Below are 16,584 nucleotides of genomic sequence, written 5' to 3' on the forward strand. Positions count from 1 at the left end.
CCCGACGTCTCGTCGCCCGCCCGCTGCCACCGGGTGCGCTGCCGCCACCCGGCCACCGGCCGGCATCCGTCGCCGACCACCGCGCGCCCGACCTGCCGGCACCCGGCCTCCTGCCACCCGACCCTCGTGCGTCCGGCCCGCTGTCGGCGGCTGGGCCGGTGGGGCGGGGGCCGCTGGAACCCTGGCCGGACACGGTCCAGTGGCAGTCGATCTCCTCCGACCTGATCTGGGTGGAGCTGATCCGGCTGGCGGTCGTGGTGGCCGTCGGGCTGGCGCTGACGGCGACCGGCTGGGTGTTGACCGGCCACTGGCTGTTCGGGGTCGCCCTCGCCGTCGTCGTAGTGCTCGGCCTGTGGCGGGCCGTGGCGGTCGTCCGCGCGGTCCGGGCCTGGGGGTACGCCGAACGGGAGGACGACCTGCTGGTGCGGCACGGGCTGCTGGTCCGGCGGCTCTCCATCGTTCCCTACTCGCGGATGCAGTTCGTCGACGTCAGCGCCGGGCCGTTGGAACGCGCCTTCAACCTGGCGACCGTGCAGCTGCACACGGCGGCGGCGGCGAGCGACGCGCGGGTGCCCGGGCTGCGCCCGGCGGAGGCGTCCCGGCTGCGCGACCGGCTCACCGCGCTCGGCGAGGACCGGGCGGAGGGTCTGTGACGCCCGGACCGGGCGGGCGGCGGGGGCCGTCCCGATGAGCGACAACGCGGCCGAGCCTCCCGTCGGCGCGACGCCGCACGGCACGGTCCCCCCGGGGGTCCCCTATCCCTGGACGGCACCGCCGACCGGCGGCGACGCGGAGCCACGGCAGCGACTGCACCCCCTCAGCCCGCTGCTGCACGGGGCCAAATCGCTGGTCGTGGTGATCGCCGGGCTGTCCTGGTCGACGCTGTCCCGGGTCGGCTTCGGGTGGTTCGCCGCCATGGTGGTGGCGCTGGCGCTCGGCGCGACCGTGCTGTCGGTGATCAGTTGGTACAACACCGGCTACCACGTGGTGGGCCGCGAGCTGCGGGTGCACGAGGGGTTGCTCTGGCGGCGTACGCGGGCGATCCCGCTGGAGCGGTTGCAGGCCGTGGAGGTGGTCCGACCGCTGCTCGCCCAGCTCACCGGCCTGGCCGAGCTGCGACTGGAGGTGGTCGGCGGGGGCAAGACCGAGGCGCCGCTGGCGTACCTCGGGGTGGCCGACGCCGCCCGGTTGCGCCAGCGGCTGCTGGCGCTGGCCGGGCGGGTGGCCCAGCCGTCCACGCCGGGTGACGCGGCCCTCGCGACCGCTCCGGGGTCGACACCGCCGGCGGCGGCCGCGCCGGGTCGGCCGCTGCACGCGGTACGCAACCAGGACCTGCTGGTCAGTCAACTGCTCACCCCGCAGGCGTTCCTGCTCCCGTTCGGCCTGGCCTTCGTCGTGGTGCAGTTCCTCACCGCGGGCTCGTGGTCGTTCGTCGCGGTGGCCAGCACGTTGACCGCGATGGCGGGTGTGCTGCTGCAACCGATCCGCCGGGTCCTCGACGACTGGAACTTCCGGCTGGGCCGTGACGGCGCCACGCTGCGGGTGCACAACGGCCTGCTGGAGACACGTGCGCAGACCGTTCCGCTGGAGCGGGTGCAGACCGTGCGGGCCACCTGGCCGCTGCTCTGGCGGGTGAAGGGCTGGCTGCGGCTGCGGCTGGAGGTGGCCGGGTACTCGCTCGCGGAGGCCGACGACCGCAACCGACCGGATCGGCTGCTGCCGGTCGGTGACCTGCCGACCGGGGCGATGATCGTCGCCGAGGTGCTGCCGGGCGTACGCCTCGACGCGCTGGCGCTGAGCCCACCGCCGCCCCGCACGCGCTGGTTGCACCCGCTGGGGCGGGGCGCGCTCGGCGCGGGGCTGTTCGAGCGGGTCTTCGCCACCCGGTCGGGGCTGCTCACCCGGCAGTTGGCGATCGTGCCGTACGCCCGGATCCAGAGTGTGCGGGTGGTGCAGGGGCCGATGCAGCGTCGGCTGGGACTGGCCACCGTGCACGCGGACACCGCCGGCGGGGCGGGTGCCGCGGCCCAGGACCGGGACCTGGCGGAGGCGTGGGCCCTGGCGGCCGAGCTGACCGCCCGCGCGCACGCCGCCCGCCTCGGTCGATCATGAAGTTATTGCCGCGACACGCCGTCGACGGTGGCGACAACTTCATGATCAACGGGGTCTGACGGCGAGCGCGGAGGGGGAGGTGGGGGAGGTGGGGGTGTTTGGCGGGTGCGCCAGGCGGTCCAGCCGCGCTCGGCCAGGCCGACCACCAGATAGGTCACCCCCACGTACGCCCAGCCGACCAGCACGTCGATCACGTAGTGCTCACCGGAGTACACCAGGGTGAAGGTCATCGCCAGCGGGTACGCGAGCAGCAGCGGCCACCAGCGGCGACGGGTGGTGCTCAGGAAGAACAGCACCACGAACAGCGCCCACGCGGTGTGCAGCGACGGCATCGCGGCGACCGGGTTCGAGGCGATCTGACCGGCGTTGAGGACATTGCCGGCGCCGTGCATCCCGAACGCCTTCCAGCCCCGCGTGGAGATCCGGGCGACCTCGGTGAGCAGGCCGTTCTGCGCGCCCACCAGGGCGGAGCGGCCGGGTAGACGAAGTAGGTCACCAGACCGGCGGCGCAGAGGAAACCCCAGCGCCGCATGTACGCGGCCCAGCGGTGCCGGTCGCGCAGCCAGAGCACCGCGGCGGCGGCCAGCGCCACCACGAAGTGCGAGAAGTACACCCAGCTCGCCGCAATGTCCCACCAGTGCACCTGCGGGCGGTAGAGGTGCTCCTGCAACCAGACGGTGGGCACCTCCCCGCCGGTGGCCCAGCCGAACATGAACCGGTCGGCGACGATCAGCTCCATGGCGTGCGGGGTGGCGCCGTTGTCGGCGAACCCGCGCGAGAGGTTGTAGACGACGAACAGCAGCACCACCGGCACCCAGTCCCGGGCGAAGCGCAGGTGGCTGCGCCACGGTCGCTCGCTGCTCCAGGCGACCGTCGCCGCCCAGATCCAGACGAAGGCGTACGCGGGGTCGGTGGGCAGCCCGATCGCCAGCCACGCGGCGACGAAGGCGACTGCCCAGATCGTCATCGCGACGACGCGCCGACGGCCCCCGTCGGGCGACGCGGGCGGGTCGGTCCGGGCGGGGGGCTGGGGGTCAGTCACGACGGCCATCGCGGTCAAGGTTAACGACGGGTACGGCATCGACCGACGGGGACCACCCGGAGCACCCGTGCCCAGCCCGCGGCGGTGGGTGTGCCCGGATCACCGGGCGCGTGCTCGGCGGCCTCGGCGAGCACCTAGGCTGACGACCATGCAGGAGCAGCCCGAGCCGGCCTTCGCGCCGGGTCTGACCGCACAGGTCGAGTTGACCGTCAGCGACGCGGACACCGCCCAGGCGGTCGGTTCCGGGGACGTACCGGTGCTGGGCACTCCCCGCGTGCTCGCGCTGGTCGAGGCGGCCACCGTCGCGGCGACGGCGATCGACATGCCGTCCGGGTCGACCACGGTGGGCACCCGCGTCGAGTTGGAGCACCTGGCGCCGACGGTGGTCGGCCGGACCGTCCGGGCGCAGGCGCTGCTGGCGACCATCGACGGTCGCCGGCTGTCGTTCGAGGTCACCGTCAGCGACGGCGACCAGACGGTGGCCCGGGGCCGGGTGGACCGGATCCTGGTGGACCGGCAACGCTTCGTCGAGCGTGCCGGGCGGTCCTCGTGACCGCCGGGTTCGTCGAGGTCGCCGACCGGGTGTACGTGCGGCGCGAGCCGCTGCTGCGGGTCAACGTCACGCTGGTCGTCGGCGCCGACGAGGCGCTGCTGGTGGACACCCTGTCCTCGGCCGCCCAGGCCGCCGAGCTGGCCGACGCCGTCCGGGCGGTCACCGACCGTCCGCTGACCGTGGTCAACACCCACCACCACTACGACCACTGCTTCGGCAACGCCGTCCTGGCCGACGACCCACCCCGCCCGGTGTACGCGCACGAGCTGGCCGCCGCGGCTCTGCGCGAGCAGCCGGAGCGGCTGCGCCGGGAGGCGTACGCGGAGCTGCGCCACGAGCATCCGACGCTCGCCGCCGAGTTGGCCGACACACCACTGCTCGCCCCGACCCACACCGTGCGCATCGAAACGGACCTCGATCTGGGCGGCCGGCGGGTGCTGCTGCGTCACCCCGGGCGCGGGCACACCGACGCCGACCTCGTGGTGCACGTGCCCGACGCGGATGTGCTGGTCGCCGGGGACCTGGTGGAGCAGAGCGGGCCGCCCGCCTTCGAGGACTCGTACCCCCTGCAGTGGCCGGACGCGGTCGCCGACCTGCTGCGGCTGACCACCGCGCGCACGGTGGTCGTGCCCGGGCACGGCGACCCGGTGGACGTCGAGTTCGTCCGCGCCCAGCACACCGAGCTGGTGCGGTTGGCCTGGCTGATCCGGGCCGCGCACACCGGCAGCGCGCCGCCCGAGCGGGTGGCCGCCGAGGCCCCCTTCGGTGCGCGCGCCGCCCTCGTCGCCGCCCACCGCGGCTACCTCGAACTGAACGGCACCGCCTAGGTCCCGAAGCGGCGTTGGACGTCGGCGCGGGTGGGCATGGCGGTGGCGCCGCCCGGGGACTCGCAGACCAGGCCGGCCACCCGCAGCGCGAACGCCACCCGTCCGACCCAGCCCGACGGGTCGGACGGTTCGCCGTCGACGAGCAGATCGGCGATCAACGCGGCCATCACCGAGTCACCCGCGCCGGTGGCGTCGATCGCGTCGACCTTGGGCGCCGGCACCAGGACCGGGTCGGCGCCGGCGGCGGCCAGCACCGCGCCGGCCGCGCCGAGCGTCACCACGACCGTGGCGGCTCCCAGCTCACGCAGGTACGCGGCCACCCCCTCGGCCGGCTCACCCGGGTAGAGCAGCCCGGCGTCGGCGCCGCTCAACTTGACCACGTGGGCTCCGGCGGCGAACTCGGCCACCACCTCGCGCAGCCCGGCCAGCGCGGCCGGCCCGTCCAGCAGCCGGGGCCGCACGTTCGGGTCGAAGACCCGCAGACCGGTGGCGAGTGACCAGGCGCGCCGGGCGGCGGCCAGGGCGGTGGGTTGCAGCAGCACCACCGAGCCGCAGTAGAGCACGTCGGCGCCCTCGACCAGCGCCAGGTCCAGGTCGTCGGGGTTGAGCAGACCGTAGGAGGGCGGCTCGCCGTAGAAGCGGAAGTCGGGCTCGGGGCCGGCGAGGGTGACCACGGCGAGCGAGGTCGACGCCGGCGCCGTCACCGTGCCGGCCAGCCCGACGTCGGCGGCGGCCAGGAAGGCGCGGATCCGGCCTGCCAGCACGTCGTCGCCCAGCGATCCGACGAACTGTGCCGCGCCGCCGAGCCGGGCCACCCCGACGGCGACGTTGAGCGGACCGCCGCCAATGGCCTGCCGGTAGACCCGCTCGCCGTCGCACTCGCCGTCGAGCAGGTCGACGAGCGCTTCGCCGAGCACCACCGCGTATCCCATGCCGATCCTTTCGTCGTTCTCCAACCGCCACCGGCCGCCGCACCAGGCTGGCACAGCGCGCGGACCGGTGCCTGCCGAGGGCGGCGCAACACGGCGCTAGCCCGGCTGGTGGATCGGCCCGGCCAGCGCCGTCAGCGGCCGACCGGACCCGCCCCAGCGGGCCGCGACGATCTGCGCGGCCACGCTCACGGCGGTCTCCTCCGGGGTACGCCCACCGAGGTCCAGCCCGATCGGGGAGGCGAGTCGGGCGAGCTGCGCCGCGCTGAGTCCCGCCTCGCTCAGCAGCTTGTGCCGCTCGTCGTGGGTGCGCCGCGACCCCATCGCCCCGACGTACGCGAGCCGGTGGCGCAGCGCCAGCGCCAGCAGCGGCACGTCGAACTTCGGGTCGTGGGTGAGCACGCAGACGACCGTGCGTCCGTCGACCCGGCCGGCGTCCAACTCCGTACGCAGGTACCGGTGCGGCCACTGCGCGACGACCTCGTCCGCCTCCGGGAAGCGCCGTGCGGTGGCGAAGACCGGCCGGGCGTCGCAGACGGTGACCCGGTAGCCGAGGAACGCGCCGATCCGGGCCACCGCCGCGGCGAAGTCGATCGCCCCGAAGACGATCATCCGGGGTGGCGTGGCGTAGGTGGTCACGAAGAGGCTGAGGCCGGCGCCTCGGCGTTGACCGTGGTAGCCGTACCGGAGCAGGCCGTTGCGTCCGGCGGCGAGCAGCCCGAGGGCGTCGGCGGTGGCGGCGTCGTCGAGCCGGTCGTCGCCGAGCGACCCGGTGATCCGCTCGCCGGTCAGCACCAGCCGCCGACCGAGCCGTCGGAGCGGATCGGCCGGCACCGCGCCCGGCGGATCGCCGGCGTCGGCCGCGACGCAGGTCACCACCGCCGCCGGCTGTCCGGCGCGGCGCGCGGCGTCGACCGCCTCCAGCTCCGCGAGGCGGCCGGGGTCGACCCGCTCCACGAACACGTCCAGCACACCGCCGCAGGTCAGACCCACGGTGTACGCGTCGTCGTCGCTGACTCCGTAGCGGGTCAGCTCGGGTACGCCGGTGCCGAGGACGTGGCGGGCGCGTTCGTACAGGTCGGCCTCGACGCAGCCGCCGGAGACGCTGCCGGTGACCGTGCCGTCGGCGGCCAGCAGCATGGCGGCGCCGGGTGGCTGCGGCGCGGAGTGCCAGGTGGCCACGACGGTGGCCAGGGCAACCGGCTCGCCGGCGCGGCAGCGGCGGAGCATCTCGTAAAACCCGTCCGGCACGTGCTGCCCCACTTCATGGCGAAAAGAGGAAAACATCCTTATGTGAAGGATATGGTCGATTCCATCACGAGGGGGTGCGAGTTGGTGAAGTCCTACCGGGCACTGCGTACGGCGCCGAGCCCGGACCACGCCGTGGTCCGAGGACCCGGCGAGGTGGAGGTCCACCTGCAGGTCAACGGCGAGAGCCGGAGGACGACCATCGAGCCGCGGGTCAGCCTGCTCGACGCCCTCCGCGACCGGCTCGAGCTGACCGGCACCAAGAAGGGCTGCAACCAGGGCGCCTGCGGGGCGTGCACCGTGTGGGTGGACGGGCGCCCGGTGCTCTCCTGCCTGACCCTGGCGATCACCTGCGAGAACCGCGAGGTGACCACGATCGAGGGACTGTCCGACGGGGACACGCTGCACCCCATGCAGCAGGCGTTCCTGGACTGCGACGCGTTCCAGTGCGGCTACTGCACCCCGGGTCAGATCATGTCCGCGGTGGCGCTGCTCGCCGAGGGGCACGCCGGCGACGACACCGAGATCCGGGAGTGGATGAGCGGCAACATCTGCCGCTGCGCCGCGTACCCGCACATCCGCGCGGCCGTCCGCCGCGTCCGCGACGAGGGGGGCCGCGGCGATGCGTCCCGTTAGCTACTCCCGCGCCACCGACGTCGCCACCGCGATCGGCGCGGTGAGCGCCGACCCGCAGAGCGCCTTCCTGGCCGGCGGCACCACCCAGGTGGACCTGCTGCGCATCTACGTCGAACAACCGCGTCGCCTGGTCGACATCAACGACCTGCCGCTGAACCGGATCGAGGAGCTGCCCGGCGGCGGGTTGCGGCTCGGCGGGCTGGCCCGGATGAGCGACGTGGCTGAGGAGCCGGAGCTGGTCCGGCGCTACCCGATGGTCGCCGAGGCGCTGCTGCTCGGCGCCTCCCCGCAGCTGCGCAACATGGCCACCATCGCCGGCAACCTCATGCAGCGGGTGCGGTGCAGCTACTTCCGCGACGTCGCGGCCGGCTGCAACAAACGGGCCCCGGGCACCGGATGCAGCGCGCTCGACGGGATCAACCGGGGGCACGCGGTGCTCGGCACCAGCGACTGCTGCATCGCCACCCACCCCTCGGACCTCGGCGTGGCCCTGGTCGCGCTCGACGCGGTGGTGCAGACCGAAAGCCCGGCCGGGCAGCGGAGCATCCCGATCGACGACTTCTTCCTGCTCCCCGGGCAGACCCCGGAACGGGAGCACCCGCTGACCCACGGCGAGCTGGTGACCGGCATCGACCTGCCTCCGACGCCGGTCGCGGCCACCTCCCGGTACATCAAGATCCGCGATCGCGAGTCGTACGAGTTCGCGCTCGCCTCCGTCGCGGTGGCCATGTCGGTTGCCGACGGGCGGATCACCGAGATACGGCTCGCCCTGGGCGGGGTGGCCACCAAACCGTGGCGGGCCCGGCAGGCCGAGCGGCTGCTCGACGGCGCACCAGCGACCACCGAGTCGTTCACCCGCGCCGCCGAGGCGGAGCTGGCACCGGCAGTACCGCACGGAATGAACGCTTTCAAGATCGAGCTGGCCCGGCGGACCATGGTCCGGGCCCTGGAGAGCATGGCGCAGCGGGAGGGCACGACATGAGCACGGCGATCGGCGCGAGCCTCAACCGGGTCGACGGCCGCTTCAAGGTGCGCGGCGAGTCGCGCTACTCAGCCGAGGTCCCGGTGCCCAACCTGACGCACGCGGTGGTGGTGAACGCGAAGATCGCCAGCGGCCGGATCGTCGCGATCGACACCAGCGAAGCCGAGCGGGCCGACGGCGTGCTCGCCGTCCTCACCCACCGCGACCTGGGCCGGGTCGCCACCGTGCCGAAGCTGCTCCCGTCGCTTGCCGGGCTGGCCGCGTCGGGACAGACCTTCTTCCCGATGCAGGACGAGACGATCCACTACGCCGGCCAGCCGGTCGCCATCGTGGTCGCCGACACCATCGAACGCGCCGACCACGCCGGCACCCTCATCCGCTTCGAGTACGCCACCACGCCCGCCACCACCCTGCTGGACCAGGCCCGGGACCAGGCGTACGTGCCCGAGCGGATCTTCGGCGGGCTGCTGCCCGGGCACGCGTCCCGGGGTGACGTGGCCAAGGCGCTGGCCGACGCGGACGTTTGCGTGGACGCCACCTACCGCTTCGCGCCCAACCACCACAACCCGATCGAGCCGTCGGCCAGCACCGCCGTCTGGGAGGACGTCGACCGGCTGACCGTCTACGACTCGACCCAGGGGCCGAACTCCGTCCAGTTCACCCTCGCCGAGCTGCTCGGCCTGTCACCCATCTCGATCCGGGTGGTCAGTCATGCCGTGGGTGGCAGCTTCGGTTCCAAGGCCATGGTCTGGCACCACCCGGCGTTGGCCGCGCTGGCCGCCCGGCACGTGGGCCGGCCGGTGCGGCTGGTACTCACCCGGGAGCAGATGTTCACCTCCTGCGGGCACCGCGAGGAGCAGGAGCAGCAGATCACCCTCGCCGCGCGGTCGGACGGCCGGATCACCGCGCTGCGCCACCACAAGCTCTCGCTCACCTCTCCGTTCGACGACTGGGCGGAGCCGTCGTTGCAGAGCCCGTCAGTGGCCTACACCAGCCCGAACTACGAGGGGATCTACCACCTGGTCCGGGGGAACACCATCACCCCGACCTTCACCCGGGCCCCCGGCGAGGCGACCGGGATGTTCGCGCTGGAGTGCGCGATGGACGAGCTCGCCGAGCGGATCGGCATCGACCCGCTCGAGCTGCGACTGCGCAACTACTCGGCGACCGACCCGGAGAGCGGCAAGCCGTGGTCCAGCAGCGGGTTGACGGAGTGCTACCAGCGGGCGGCCGAGTTGTTCGGCTGGCACGACCGCCCGCCGCCCCGATCCCGGCGGGAGGGGCAGTGGCTGATCGGCACCGGCATGGCCAGCGCGCTCTACCCGGTGACCCAGCCGGTGAACCCGCAGCGGGCCCGGGCTCGGCTCTACAACGACGGCACCGCGGTGGTCGAGGCCGGCGTCTCGGAGTTCGGCACGGGGGTCTTCACCGCGATGACCCAGGTCGCCGCGGACGGGCTGGGCATTCCGGTGGAGCGGGTGCGGTTCGTGGGCGGCAGCAGCGACCTGCCGAACGTCACCGCCGCGGTGGGTTCCGCCGGCACCAGCGCGGTGGGCTCGGCCGTGCACCTGGCGACGACCCAGCTGCGCGACGAGCTGATCCGGCGGGCGGTGGCCGACGACCACTCGCCGCTGCGCGGCGCCGACCCCGCCGCCGTGCAGGTCCGCGACGGCAAGATGGTGCTGCGCGACCGGCCCGACGTCGGCGAGACGTACGCCGACCTGATGCACCGCACCTTCGCGCCGGACGTGGAGGTCCTCGGCACCTGGAACCCGCCGCCGCAGGACGCCGGGTACGGGGTGCACACCTTCGGCGCGCAGATGGCCGAGGTGGCGGTGGACGCCGACCTCGGCGTGGTCCGGGTACGCCGGATGGTCGGCGTGTTCGCGCCGGGCCGGGTGCTCAACCGCAAGACCGCGCACAGCCAGCTCATGGGCGGGATGCTCTGGGGGCTGGGCCAGGCGCTGCTGGAGGCCACCCGGATGGACCCGCGGCTCGGCCGTTGGGCGAACGCCAGCCTCGGCGACTACCTGGTGCCGGTCAACGCGGACGCGCCGGACGTGGTGGTGGACACCATCGAGGTGCACGACGAGGTGGTGAACCCGCTCGGCATGAAGGGCGTCGGGGAGATCGGCGTGGTGGGCGTGGCCGCCGCGATCGCCAACGCGGTGTACGACGCCACCGGGCGCCGGCAGTACGAGCTGCCGATCACCCTGGAGAAGCTCCTCTGAGGATCGGCCGGCAGACGGTCGACACATCGAGGACAAGCTATTGCGCTGCGGCCGTGCGGCGTGGTGGGATGGCGCGTACCGGGCGGTGCGAGGGGCTGCCGCGCCGCCGGTTGCCGGGTTTCGTTTCACGCGAGGGCAAACGGTCCACGACAGGGACCGTCGACGGCACGTGCGCACCGGGCGCTTCCCGCCGGGGCACGTCACCGTGATCGTCGCTTCCGCTCGTCTGGGCGGGGCGACCACGCCACATCCCACCCGATTGCGGCGGGGCGGCGCGGGCGGCGCGCCTCGCGAGTCAGGAGATCCCGTGAATCGTTCCCGTACGGCTGCGTTGCTCACCGCGGCCGTTACCCTCGCTTTGGGCGCCGTCGCCCTGGCGTCCAGCCCACAGCCGGCCGCCGCGCACGGCGCCGCGATGACCCCCGGCAGCCGCACCTACCTGTGTTGGCAGGACGGCAAGAGCCAGACCGGCGAGATCAGGCCCAACAACCCCGCGTGCTCCGCCGCAGTGGCGCAGAGCGGGGCGAACTCCCTCTACAACTGGTTCAGCGTGCTGCGCTCCGACGCCGGCGGTCGCACCACCGGCTTCATCCCGGACGGGCAGCTGTGCAGCGGCGGCAACCCCAGCTTCCGCGGCTACGACCTGGCCCGCACCGACTGGCCGCTGACCCACCTGACCGCCGGTGCGCGGCTGGACTTCCGGTACAGCAACTGGGCGCACCACCCGGGCACCTTCTACTTCTACGTGACCAAGGACAGCTGGAGCCCGACCCGGGCGCTGGCCTGGAGCGACCTGGAGGCGCAGCCGTTCCTGACGGTGACCAACCCGCCGCAGCGCGGTGCGGTCGGCACCAACGATGGGCACTACTACTTCAGCGGCAACCTGCCGTCGGGCAAGAGCGGCCGGCACATCATCTACTCCCGCTGGGTGCGCTCGGACTCGCAGGAGAACTTCTTCGGCTGCTCCGACGTGACCTTCGACGGCGGCAACGGTCAGGTGACCGGTGTGGGTTCGGGCGGCACGACGCCGCCCAACCCCACGACCCCACCGCCGAACCCCACCACCCCGCCGCCGAACCCGACCGACCCGCCGCCGACGACCACCCCGCCGCCGGCAGGTGGCGACTGCATGGCCGTCTACAAGGTGACCAGCACCTGGCAGGGCGGATTCCAGGGCGAAGTCACGATCATGAACCACGGCAGTACGCCGTTCGCCGGCTGGACCGCGAGTTGGACCTGGCCCAGCGGGCAGTCGATCAGTCAGATCTGGGGTGCGACGCAGACGTCGTCCGGCTCGTCGGTGAGAGCCACCAACGTCTCGTACAACGGCACGGTCGCACCGGAAGGCACCGCGACGTTCGGCTTCCTGGCGAGCGCGACAGGAACCAACACCCTACCGACGGTCACCTGCGCCCGCAGCTGACCGCCACCCCCTGAGACGATCAAGAGGTTTGCGTCACCGGAGCCACTCCGGATGACGCAAACCTCTTGATCAACAGAGCGGGGCCGGGGTCAGCGGACCATGGAACCGACGACCGGCTTCGTGAGCAGGGCGGACTGGTTGCGCTGGATACCCGGGTCGAGGGTCTTCGCCACGAAGATGGCGTGCCAGATGCAGAAGATGAGCACCGTCCACACCTTGCGGGAGTGGTCGGCCTCCTCCCGCTTGTGCTCGTCGAGCAGCCGCAGCGCGTACGACAGGTCGAGCAGGTCACCGGCCCCCGAGGTGCTCAGCACGTGCCGGGCCCACTCGTACATCTCGCCGCGCAACCAGACCCGGGTGGGGGTCGGGAAGCCCAGCTTCTTGCGGTTGACGATGGCCGGCGGAACGACACCCTGCAACGCCTGACGCATCGCGTACTTGGTGGCGTCGGAGCGCGGCGGCAGCTTCAGGTCCACCGGGATCTTCGCCGCGACGTCGAACACCTCGCGGTCGAGGAACGGCACCCGCACCTCGAGCGAGTGCGACATCGAGATCCGGTCGGCCTTGACCAGGATGTCGCCGCGCAGCCAGGTGTAGAGGTCGACGTACTGCATCTTGGTGACATCGTCCAGCTCGGTGCACTCGGCGTAGATCGGAGCGGTGACGTCGGTGTAGCGCACCGAGGGGTCGTAGCGGCGCATCAGGTGCTGCTTCTCCTCCTCGGTGAACATCCGGGCGTTGCCGTAGTAGCGCTCCTCGATCGGGGTGGTGCCCCGCTCCAGGAAGCTCTTGCCCTTGACCCCCTGCGGGATCGCCTTGGAGACCGCGCGCAGCCCCTTCTGCACACCGCCCGGCAGGCCGTTGACGGTGCCGAGCGACAGTGGCTCGCGGTAGATCGTGTACCCGCCGAAGAACTCGTCGGCGCCCTCGCCGGAGAGCACCACCGTGACGTGCTCGGCGGCCTTCTTCGCCACGAAGTACAGCGGCACCAGCGCCGGGTCGGCCACCGGGTCGTCCAGGTGCCAGACGATCTTCGGCAGGGCGTCGATCATGTCCTGCGGACCGATCTTGGTGGGGATGGTGGTGACGTCCAGGTGCCGGGCCGAGTCCTGCGCGACGTCGATCTCCGAGTACCCCGGTACGTCGTAGCCGACGGTGAACGTCAGGATGTTCGGGTTGAACTCGCGGGCCAGCGCGACCACCGCCGTGGAGTCGATGCCGCTGGACAGGAACGAGCCCACCGGCACGTCGGAGCGCATGTGCATGCGCACGCTCTCCCGCAGCGTCTCCCGGATCTCGTGGTAGAGCTTCTGCTCGTCGTCGACCGGCGCCGGCCGGAACACCGGCCGATACCACCGGCGTACGTCGATCCGCCCGCCCGGCGTCCAGGTCAGGTACTCCCCCGAGCCGATCCGGCTGATGCCCTTGTGCAGGGTGCCGGGCTCCGGCACGTACTGCAGGGTCAGGTAGTGGCTGAGGTTGGCCGCGTCGACACCCGCGTCGCCCTGGTAGTTGCTGTGCGCGAACGGCAGCAGCGCCTTCTTCTCCGAGGCCAGGTACAGCCCGTCGGCGGTCTCCAGGTAGTGCAGCGGCTTGATGCCGAAGTAGTCGCGGCCACCGAACGCGCGCCGCTCCTGCCGGTCCCAGATGACGAACGCGAACATGCCGCGCAGCCGGGTGAGCACCTGCTCGCCCCAGAAGTGGTACCCGGCGACGATCACCTCGCCGTCACCGGCGGTGGCGAACTGGGCGCCGAAGTCGCGGACCAGCTCATCGCGCAGCTCGATGTAGTTGTAAATCTCACCATTGAAGGTCAGCAGGTAACGGCCGTTCGCGTAGGGCAGCGGCTCATGGCTCGACGCGACGTCGATGATGGCGAGCCGCTTGTGGGCGAACACTCCGTCCGCGTACCGGCCGGAGGCGTCGCCGACCACCTCGACCCCTGTCTCGTCGGGGCCGCGGTGGTGCAGGCATTCCAACGCTCCGGCGATGTGGTCGCGGTGCGCGGCGGCGTTGCCGTTCGCGCTGAAGAAGGCCAGGAGTCCGCACATGGTGGACATCTTTCCACGGGCTCCATCGGCCCGTCGCAGCCGTCCGTCGATCCGGAGCGCTCCCGGCCGGCGCCACCGCGAACCGGGCGCGCGGTACCGTCGGGACCAGCAACGACGCGGAGGGAGCGGCGCAATGACCGAGGGACGCACCGACGGTACGCCGACGGACGGCACGGAATCACACGATCCGGACTTCCCGGACGCGTTCCTGTCCTTCATGCGGAAGGGGTGGCGGGACACCGCCCTGCCGGTGACGCCCCGGGCAGAGGTGCCCAACTACGCCAAGCGCCGGGCCGCGCTGTCGGCGGCCTTCCCGGGCGAGACGCTGGTCATCCCGACCGGCACCGAGAAGGTCCGGGCCAACGACACCGACCACCCGTTCCGGCCGGGCAGTGACTTCGCCTACCTGACCGGCGACCACGACGCCGACAGCGTGCTGGTGCTGCGCCCGAACGGGTCGGGGCACGACGCGACGCTGTACATGCGGCCCCGCTCGTCGCGCGAGACCGACGAGTCCTTCCGCAGCCGCCACGGTGAGCTGTGGGTGGGCCGGCGACACACGCTCAGCGAGAAGTCCACCGAGCTGGGGCTGCCCACCGCCGACCTGACCGGCCTGGAGGCGGCGCTGGCCGACCTGGCCCCGGGGCGTACCCGGGTGCTGCGTGGCTTCGACGCCCGGGTGGACACGGCCGTCCGCCCGTACGACGGACCCCGCGCCGAGGGCCAGCCGGCCCGGGACCGGGAGCTGGCCATCGCCATCTCGGAGCTGAAGCTGGTCAAGGACGAGTGGGAGATCGGCCAACTCCAGGACGCGATCGACGCCACCGTCCGCGGCTTCGAGGACGTGGCCCGGATCCTGCCGGCCGACCGGGCGGTCTCCGAGCGGCTGCTGGAGGGGGTCTTCGCGCTGCGCGCCCGGCACGACGGCAACGACGTCGGGTACGGCTCGATCGTCGGCGCCGGCGAGCACGCCACGATCCTGCACTGGGTGCACAACCACGGTGCCACCCGGCCGGGCGACCTGCTGCTGATGGACATGGGTGTCGAGGGCCGCAACCTCTACACCGCCGACGTGACCCGGGTGCTGCCGGTCAGCGGCCGGTTCACCGCCCTGCAACGACAGGTCTACGACATCGTGTACGCCTCGCAGCAGGCCGGCATGGAGGCCATCCGGCCCGGGGTGAAGTTCAAGGACGTCCACCTGACCTGCATGCGGGTGCTCGCCGAGGGTCTGGCCGAGCTGGGCCTGCTGCCGGTGAGCGTGGACGAGGCCATGGACGAGAAGTCGACCGTCTACCGCCGGTGGACGCTGCACGGCTTCGGCCACATGCTCGGCATCGACGTGCACGACTGCTCGAACGCCCGCAAGGAGATGTACCGCGACGGCACGCTGGGCGAGGGCTACGTGCTCACCGTCGAGCCGGGTCTGTACTTCCAGCCCGAGGACGAGCTGGTCCCCGAGGAGCTGCGCGGCGTCGGCGTGCGCATCGAGGACGACGTGCTGGTCACCGCGACCGGTGCGGTGAACCTGTCGGCCGGGCTGCCGCGCACCTCCGACGAGGTGGAGACCTGGCTGGCCGAGCAGCGCGAGGCGGCCCCCGCCTGCCCGGCTGACCTCGGCGCCGACACCGACCGACAGCGAACCTTCCCGCCGGGCCGCGACGTCTCGACGTCCGGCCGGCCGCGACCCGCCCCTCTCTCCGGCCGTCTCGGCCCGCGAGGCTGGCGCCCACGATCCCCTCGGTTTCGGCGGCACCCGCACACCCCACGGCGCCCCGTCCGCGCCGAAACCAGCAGCGACATTCCTACGCCCTGCGACGTCATCGTCGGCGTTTGTGCTGCTCGCACCCCTTCCTGCCATCCCCGGTCAGTAACCGACGCCTGCTCCTATCCTGGGTTGAATGTGGGCTTATTTCGGATAAGTCCGCATCGCGAAGATGGTTCTCATACGGTGGGGCTCAGAGGCTGCAACCGATTTGTAGCTGGTCGTGGCGCCTCGCGCGGTGCGACCCCGTCTGGTAGCAGGAAAGGGCGGAAGGCTCTGATGTCCAACGACGTAACGACTACCGACGGCGGAGCCTCGACAGCTCCGCGACCCGACGACGACGAGCGCTCTGGGTCGCCGGCGTGGCCGGGCTGACCGGCGTGGTCGGCCTCGCGGCCCTCGGCGGCCTGGCCGCGCGCGACGACAAGCCCAGCCCCGGCCGGGTGTCCGACGCCCAGCCGTCGCCCAACCGGCAGAACGTCAGCGACACCGGCGCAAACGCCGACGGTGGCGAGGAGAGTGGCGGCCGGGACGACGAGTGGAGCGGCGACGACCGGGGCGGCTTCTACGACCGGGCCGACAAGGACGACAAGCGCGACGAGGAGGACCGCAGCAAGCAGGTCCCCTGCGACAGCGACAAGCTGATCCAGGCGATCACGTACGCCAACAACACCAACGGCGGCGTGCTGGAGCTCGCCAAGGGCTGCACGTACCTCCTGACCCGCAGCCAGGACGGCAACGGCCTTCCGGTGATCACCCAGCCGATCACCCTCAAGGGAGAGCAC

Annotated in this window: 11 protein-coding genes and 2 pseudogenes; 9 read left to right on the plus strand and 4 right to left on the minus strand. The window is 72.5% G+C overall.

What is annotated here, in order from left to right; genetic code table 11:
* Positions 1–110: 110 nt before the first annotated feature.
* Both JNW91_RS14870 and JNW91_RS14875 read left to right on the plus strand, forming a co-directional pair.
* Positions 111–653 (plus strand): PH domain-containing protein, encoded by a 543-nt coding sequence (locus JNW91_RS14870; RefSeq protein ID WP_203175751.1) that lies wholly within the window; start codon positions 111–113, stop codon positions 651–653.
* Positions 654–687: 34 nt separating this feature from the next.
* A complete protein-coding gene (locus tag JNW91_RS14875) occupies positions 688–2,112 on the plus strand; it encodes a PH domain-containing protein (protein WP_203175701.1) in 1,425 nt (474 codons plus the stop codon).
* Between the two features lie 2 nt (positions 2,113–2,114).
* On the opposite strand, the pseudogene JNW91_RS14880 reads toward JNW91_RS14875, so the two are convergent.
* A pseudogene (locus JNW91_RS14880) lies at positions 2,115–3,163 on the minus strand (phosphatase PAP2 family protein).
* A gap of 139 nt (positions 3,164–3,302) precedes the next feature.
* On the opposite strand from JNW91_RS14880, the gene JNW91_RS14885 reads away from it, so the two are divergent.
* Both JNW91_RS14885 and JNW91_RS14890 read left to right on the plus strand, forming a co-directional pair.
* Positions 3,303–3,707, plus strand: a complete 405-nt coding sequence (locus JNW91_RS14885) for a thioesterase family protein (protein ID WP_203175703.1) — start codon at positions 3,303–3,305, stop codon at positions 3,705–3,707.
* Positions 3,704–4,534, plus strand: a complete 831-nt coding sequence (locus JNW91_RS14890) for an MBL fold metallo-hydrolase (RefSeq protein WP_203175705.1) — start codon at positions 3,704–3,706, stop codon at positions 4,532–4,534. Before JNW91_RS14885 ends, JNW91_RS14890 begins: the two co-directional genes overlap by 4 nt.
* Here the strand turns inward: JNW91_RS14890 and JNW91_RS14895 are convergent.
* Together JNW91_RS14895 and JNW91_RS14900 are read right to left on the minus strand one after the other, a co-directional pair.
* The gene (locus tag JNW91_RS14895) at positions 4,531–5,466 is read right to left on the minus strand and encodes a PfkB family carbohydrate kinase (RefSeq protein WP_203175707.1); all 936 of its coding nucleotides are present in this window, start codon (positions 5,464–5,466) and stop codon (positions 4,531–4,533) included. The two genes, JNW91_RS14890 and JNW91_RS14895, sit on opposite strands and share 4 nt — an antisense overlap.
* Before the next feature lie 96 nt (positions 5,467–5,562).
* A complete protein-coding gene (locus JNW91_RS14900; protein ID WP_309244365.1) occupies positions 5,563–6,714 on the minus strand; it encodes an XdhC family protein in 1,152 nt (383 codons plus the stop codon).
* 132 nt (positions 6,715–6,846) lie between these two features.
* Between JNW91_RS14900 and JNW91_RS14905 the strand changes: the two genes are divergently transcribed.
* From JNW91_RS14905 to JNW91_RS14920, 4 genes are all read left to right on the plus strand, one after another.
* The gene (locus JNW91_RS14905; protein ID WP_407664323.1) at positions 6,847–7,347 is read left to right on the plus strand and encodes a (2Fe-2S)-binding protein; all 501 of its coding nucleotides are present in this window, start codon (positions 6,847–6,849) and stop codon (positions 7,345–7,347) included.
* The gene (locus JNW91_RS14910) at positions 7,334–8,329 is read left to right on the plus strand and encodes an FAD binding domain-containing protein (protein ID WP_203175711.1); all 996 of its coding nucleotides are present in this window, start codon (positions 7,334–7,336) and stop codon (positions 8,327–8,329) included. Before JNW91_RS14905 ends, JNW91_RS14910 begins: the two co-directional genes overlap by 14 nt.
* A complete protein-coding gene (locus JNW91_RS14915; RefSeq protein ID WP_203175713.1) occupies positions 8,326–10,560 on the plus strand; it encodes a xanthine dehydrogenase family protein molybdopterin-binding subunit in 2,235 nt (744 codons plus the stop codon). The genes JNW91_RS14910 and JNW91_RS14915 overlap by 4 nt, the downstream gene beginning before the upstream one ends.
* A 307-nt stretch (positions 10,561–10,867) precedes the next feature.
* Positions 10,868–11,983 carry a lytic polysaccharide monooxygenase gene (locus JNW91_RS14920; RefSeq protein ID WP_203175720.1) on the plus strand — a complete coding sequence of 372 codons (1,116 nt, stop codon included), beginning with the start codon at positions 10,868–10,870 and terminating at the stop codon, positions 11,981–11,983.
* Between the two features lie 89 nt (positions 11,984–12,072).
* Here JNW91_RS14920 and asnB read toward each other — a convergent pair whose 3' ends face one another.
* A complete protein-coding gene (asnB, locus tag JNW91_RS14925) occupies positions 12,073–14,034 on the minus strand; it encodes an asparagine synthase (glutamine-hydrolyzing) (protein ID WP_203175722.1) in 1,962 nt (653 codons plus the stop codon).
* A 133-nt stretch (positions 14,035–14,167) separates the two neighbouring features.
* Here asnB and JNW91_RS14930 point away from each other — a divergent pair.
* A pseudogene (locus JNW91_RS14930) lies at positions 14,168–15,646 on the plus strand (aminopeptidase P family protein); the annotation flags it as partial.
* Between the last annotated feature and the right edge of the window lie 938 nt (positions 15,647–16,584).

It is taken from the genome of Micromonospora parastrephiae, assembly GCF_016802865.1.
In the GTDB taxonomy this organism is placed as follows: domain Bacteria; phylum Actinomycetota; class Actinomycetes; order Mycobacteriales; family Micromonosporaceae; genus Micromonospora; species Micromonospora parastrephiae.

What these genes read in the sequence shown, in the direction of transcription:
- JNW91_RS14885 (WP_203175703.1), top strand. Translation starts at nt 3,303, where the DNA reads ATGCAGGAGCAGCCCGAGCCGGCCTTCGCGCCGGGTCTGACCGCACAG.
- JNW91_RS14915 (WP_203175713.1), top strand. Translation starts at nt 8,326, where the DNA reads ATGAGCACGGCGATCGGCGCGAGCCTCAACCGGGTCGACGGCCGCTTC.
- JNW91_RS14875 (WP_203175701.1), top strand. Translation starts at nt 688, where the DNA reads ATGAGCGACAACGCGGCCGAGCCTCCCGTCGGCGCGACGCCGCACGGC.
- asnB (WP_203175722.1), bottom strand. Translation starts at nt 14,034, where the DNA reads ATGTGCGGACTCCTGGCCTTCTTCAGCGCGAACGGCAACGCCGCCGCG.
- JNW91_RS14910 (WP_203175711.1), top strand. Translation starts at nt 7,334, where the DNA reads ATGCGTCCCGTTAGCTACTCCCGCGCCACCGACGTCGCCACCGCGATC.
- JNW91_RS14895 (WP_203175707.1), bottom strand. Translation starts at nt 5,466, where the DNA reads ATGGGATACGCGGTGGTGCTCGGCGAAGCGCTCGTCGACCTGCTCGAC.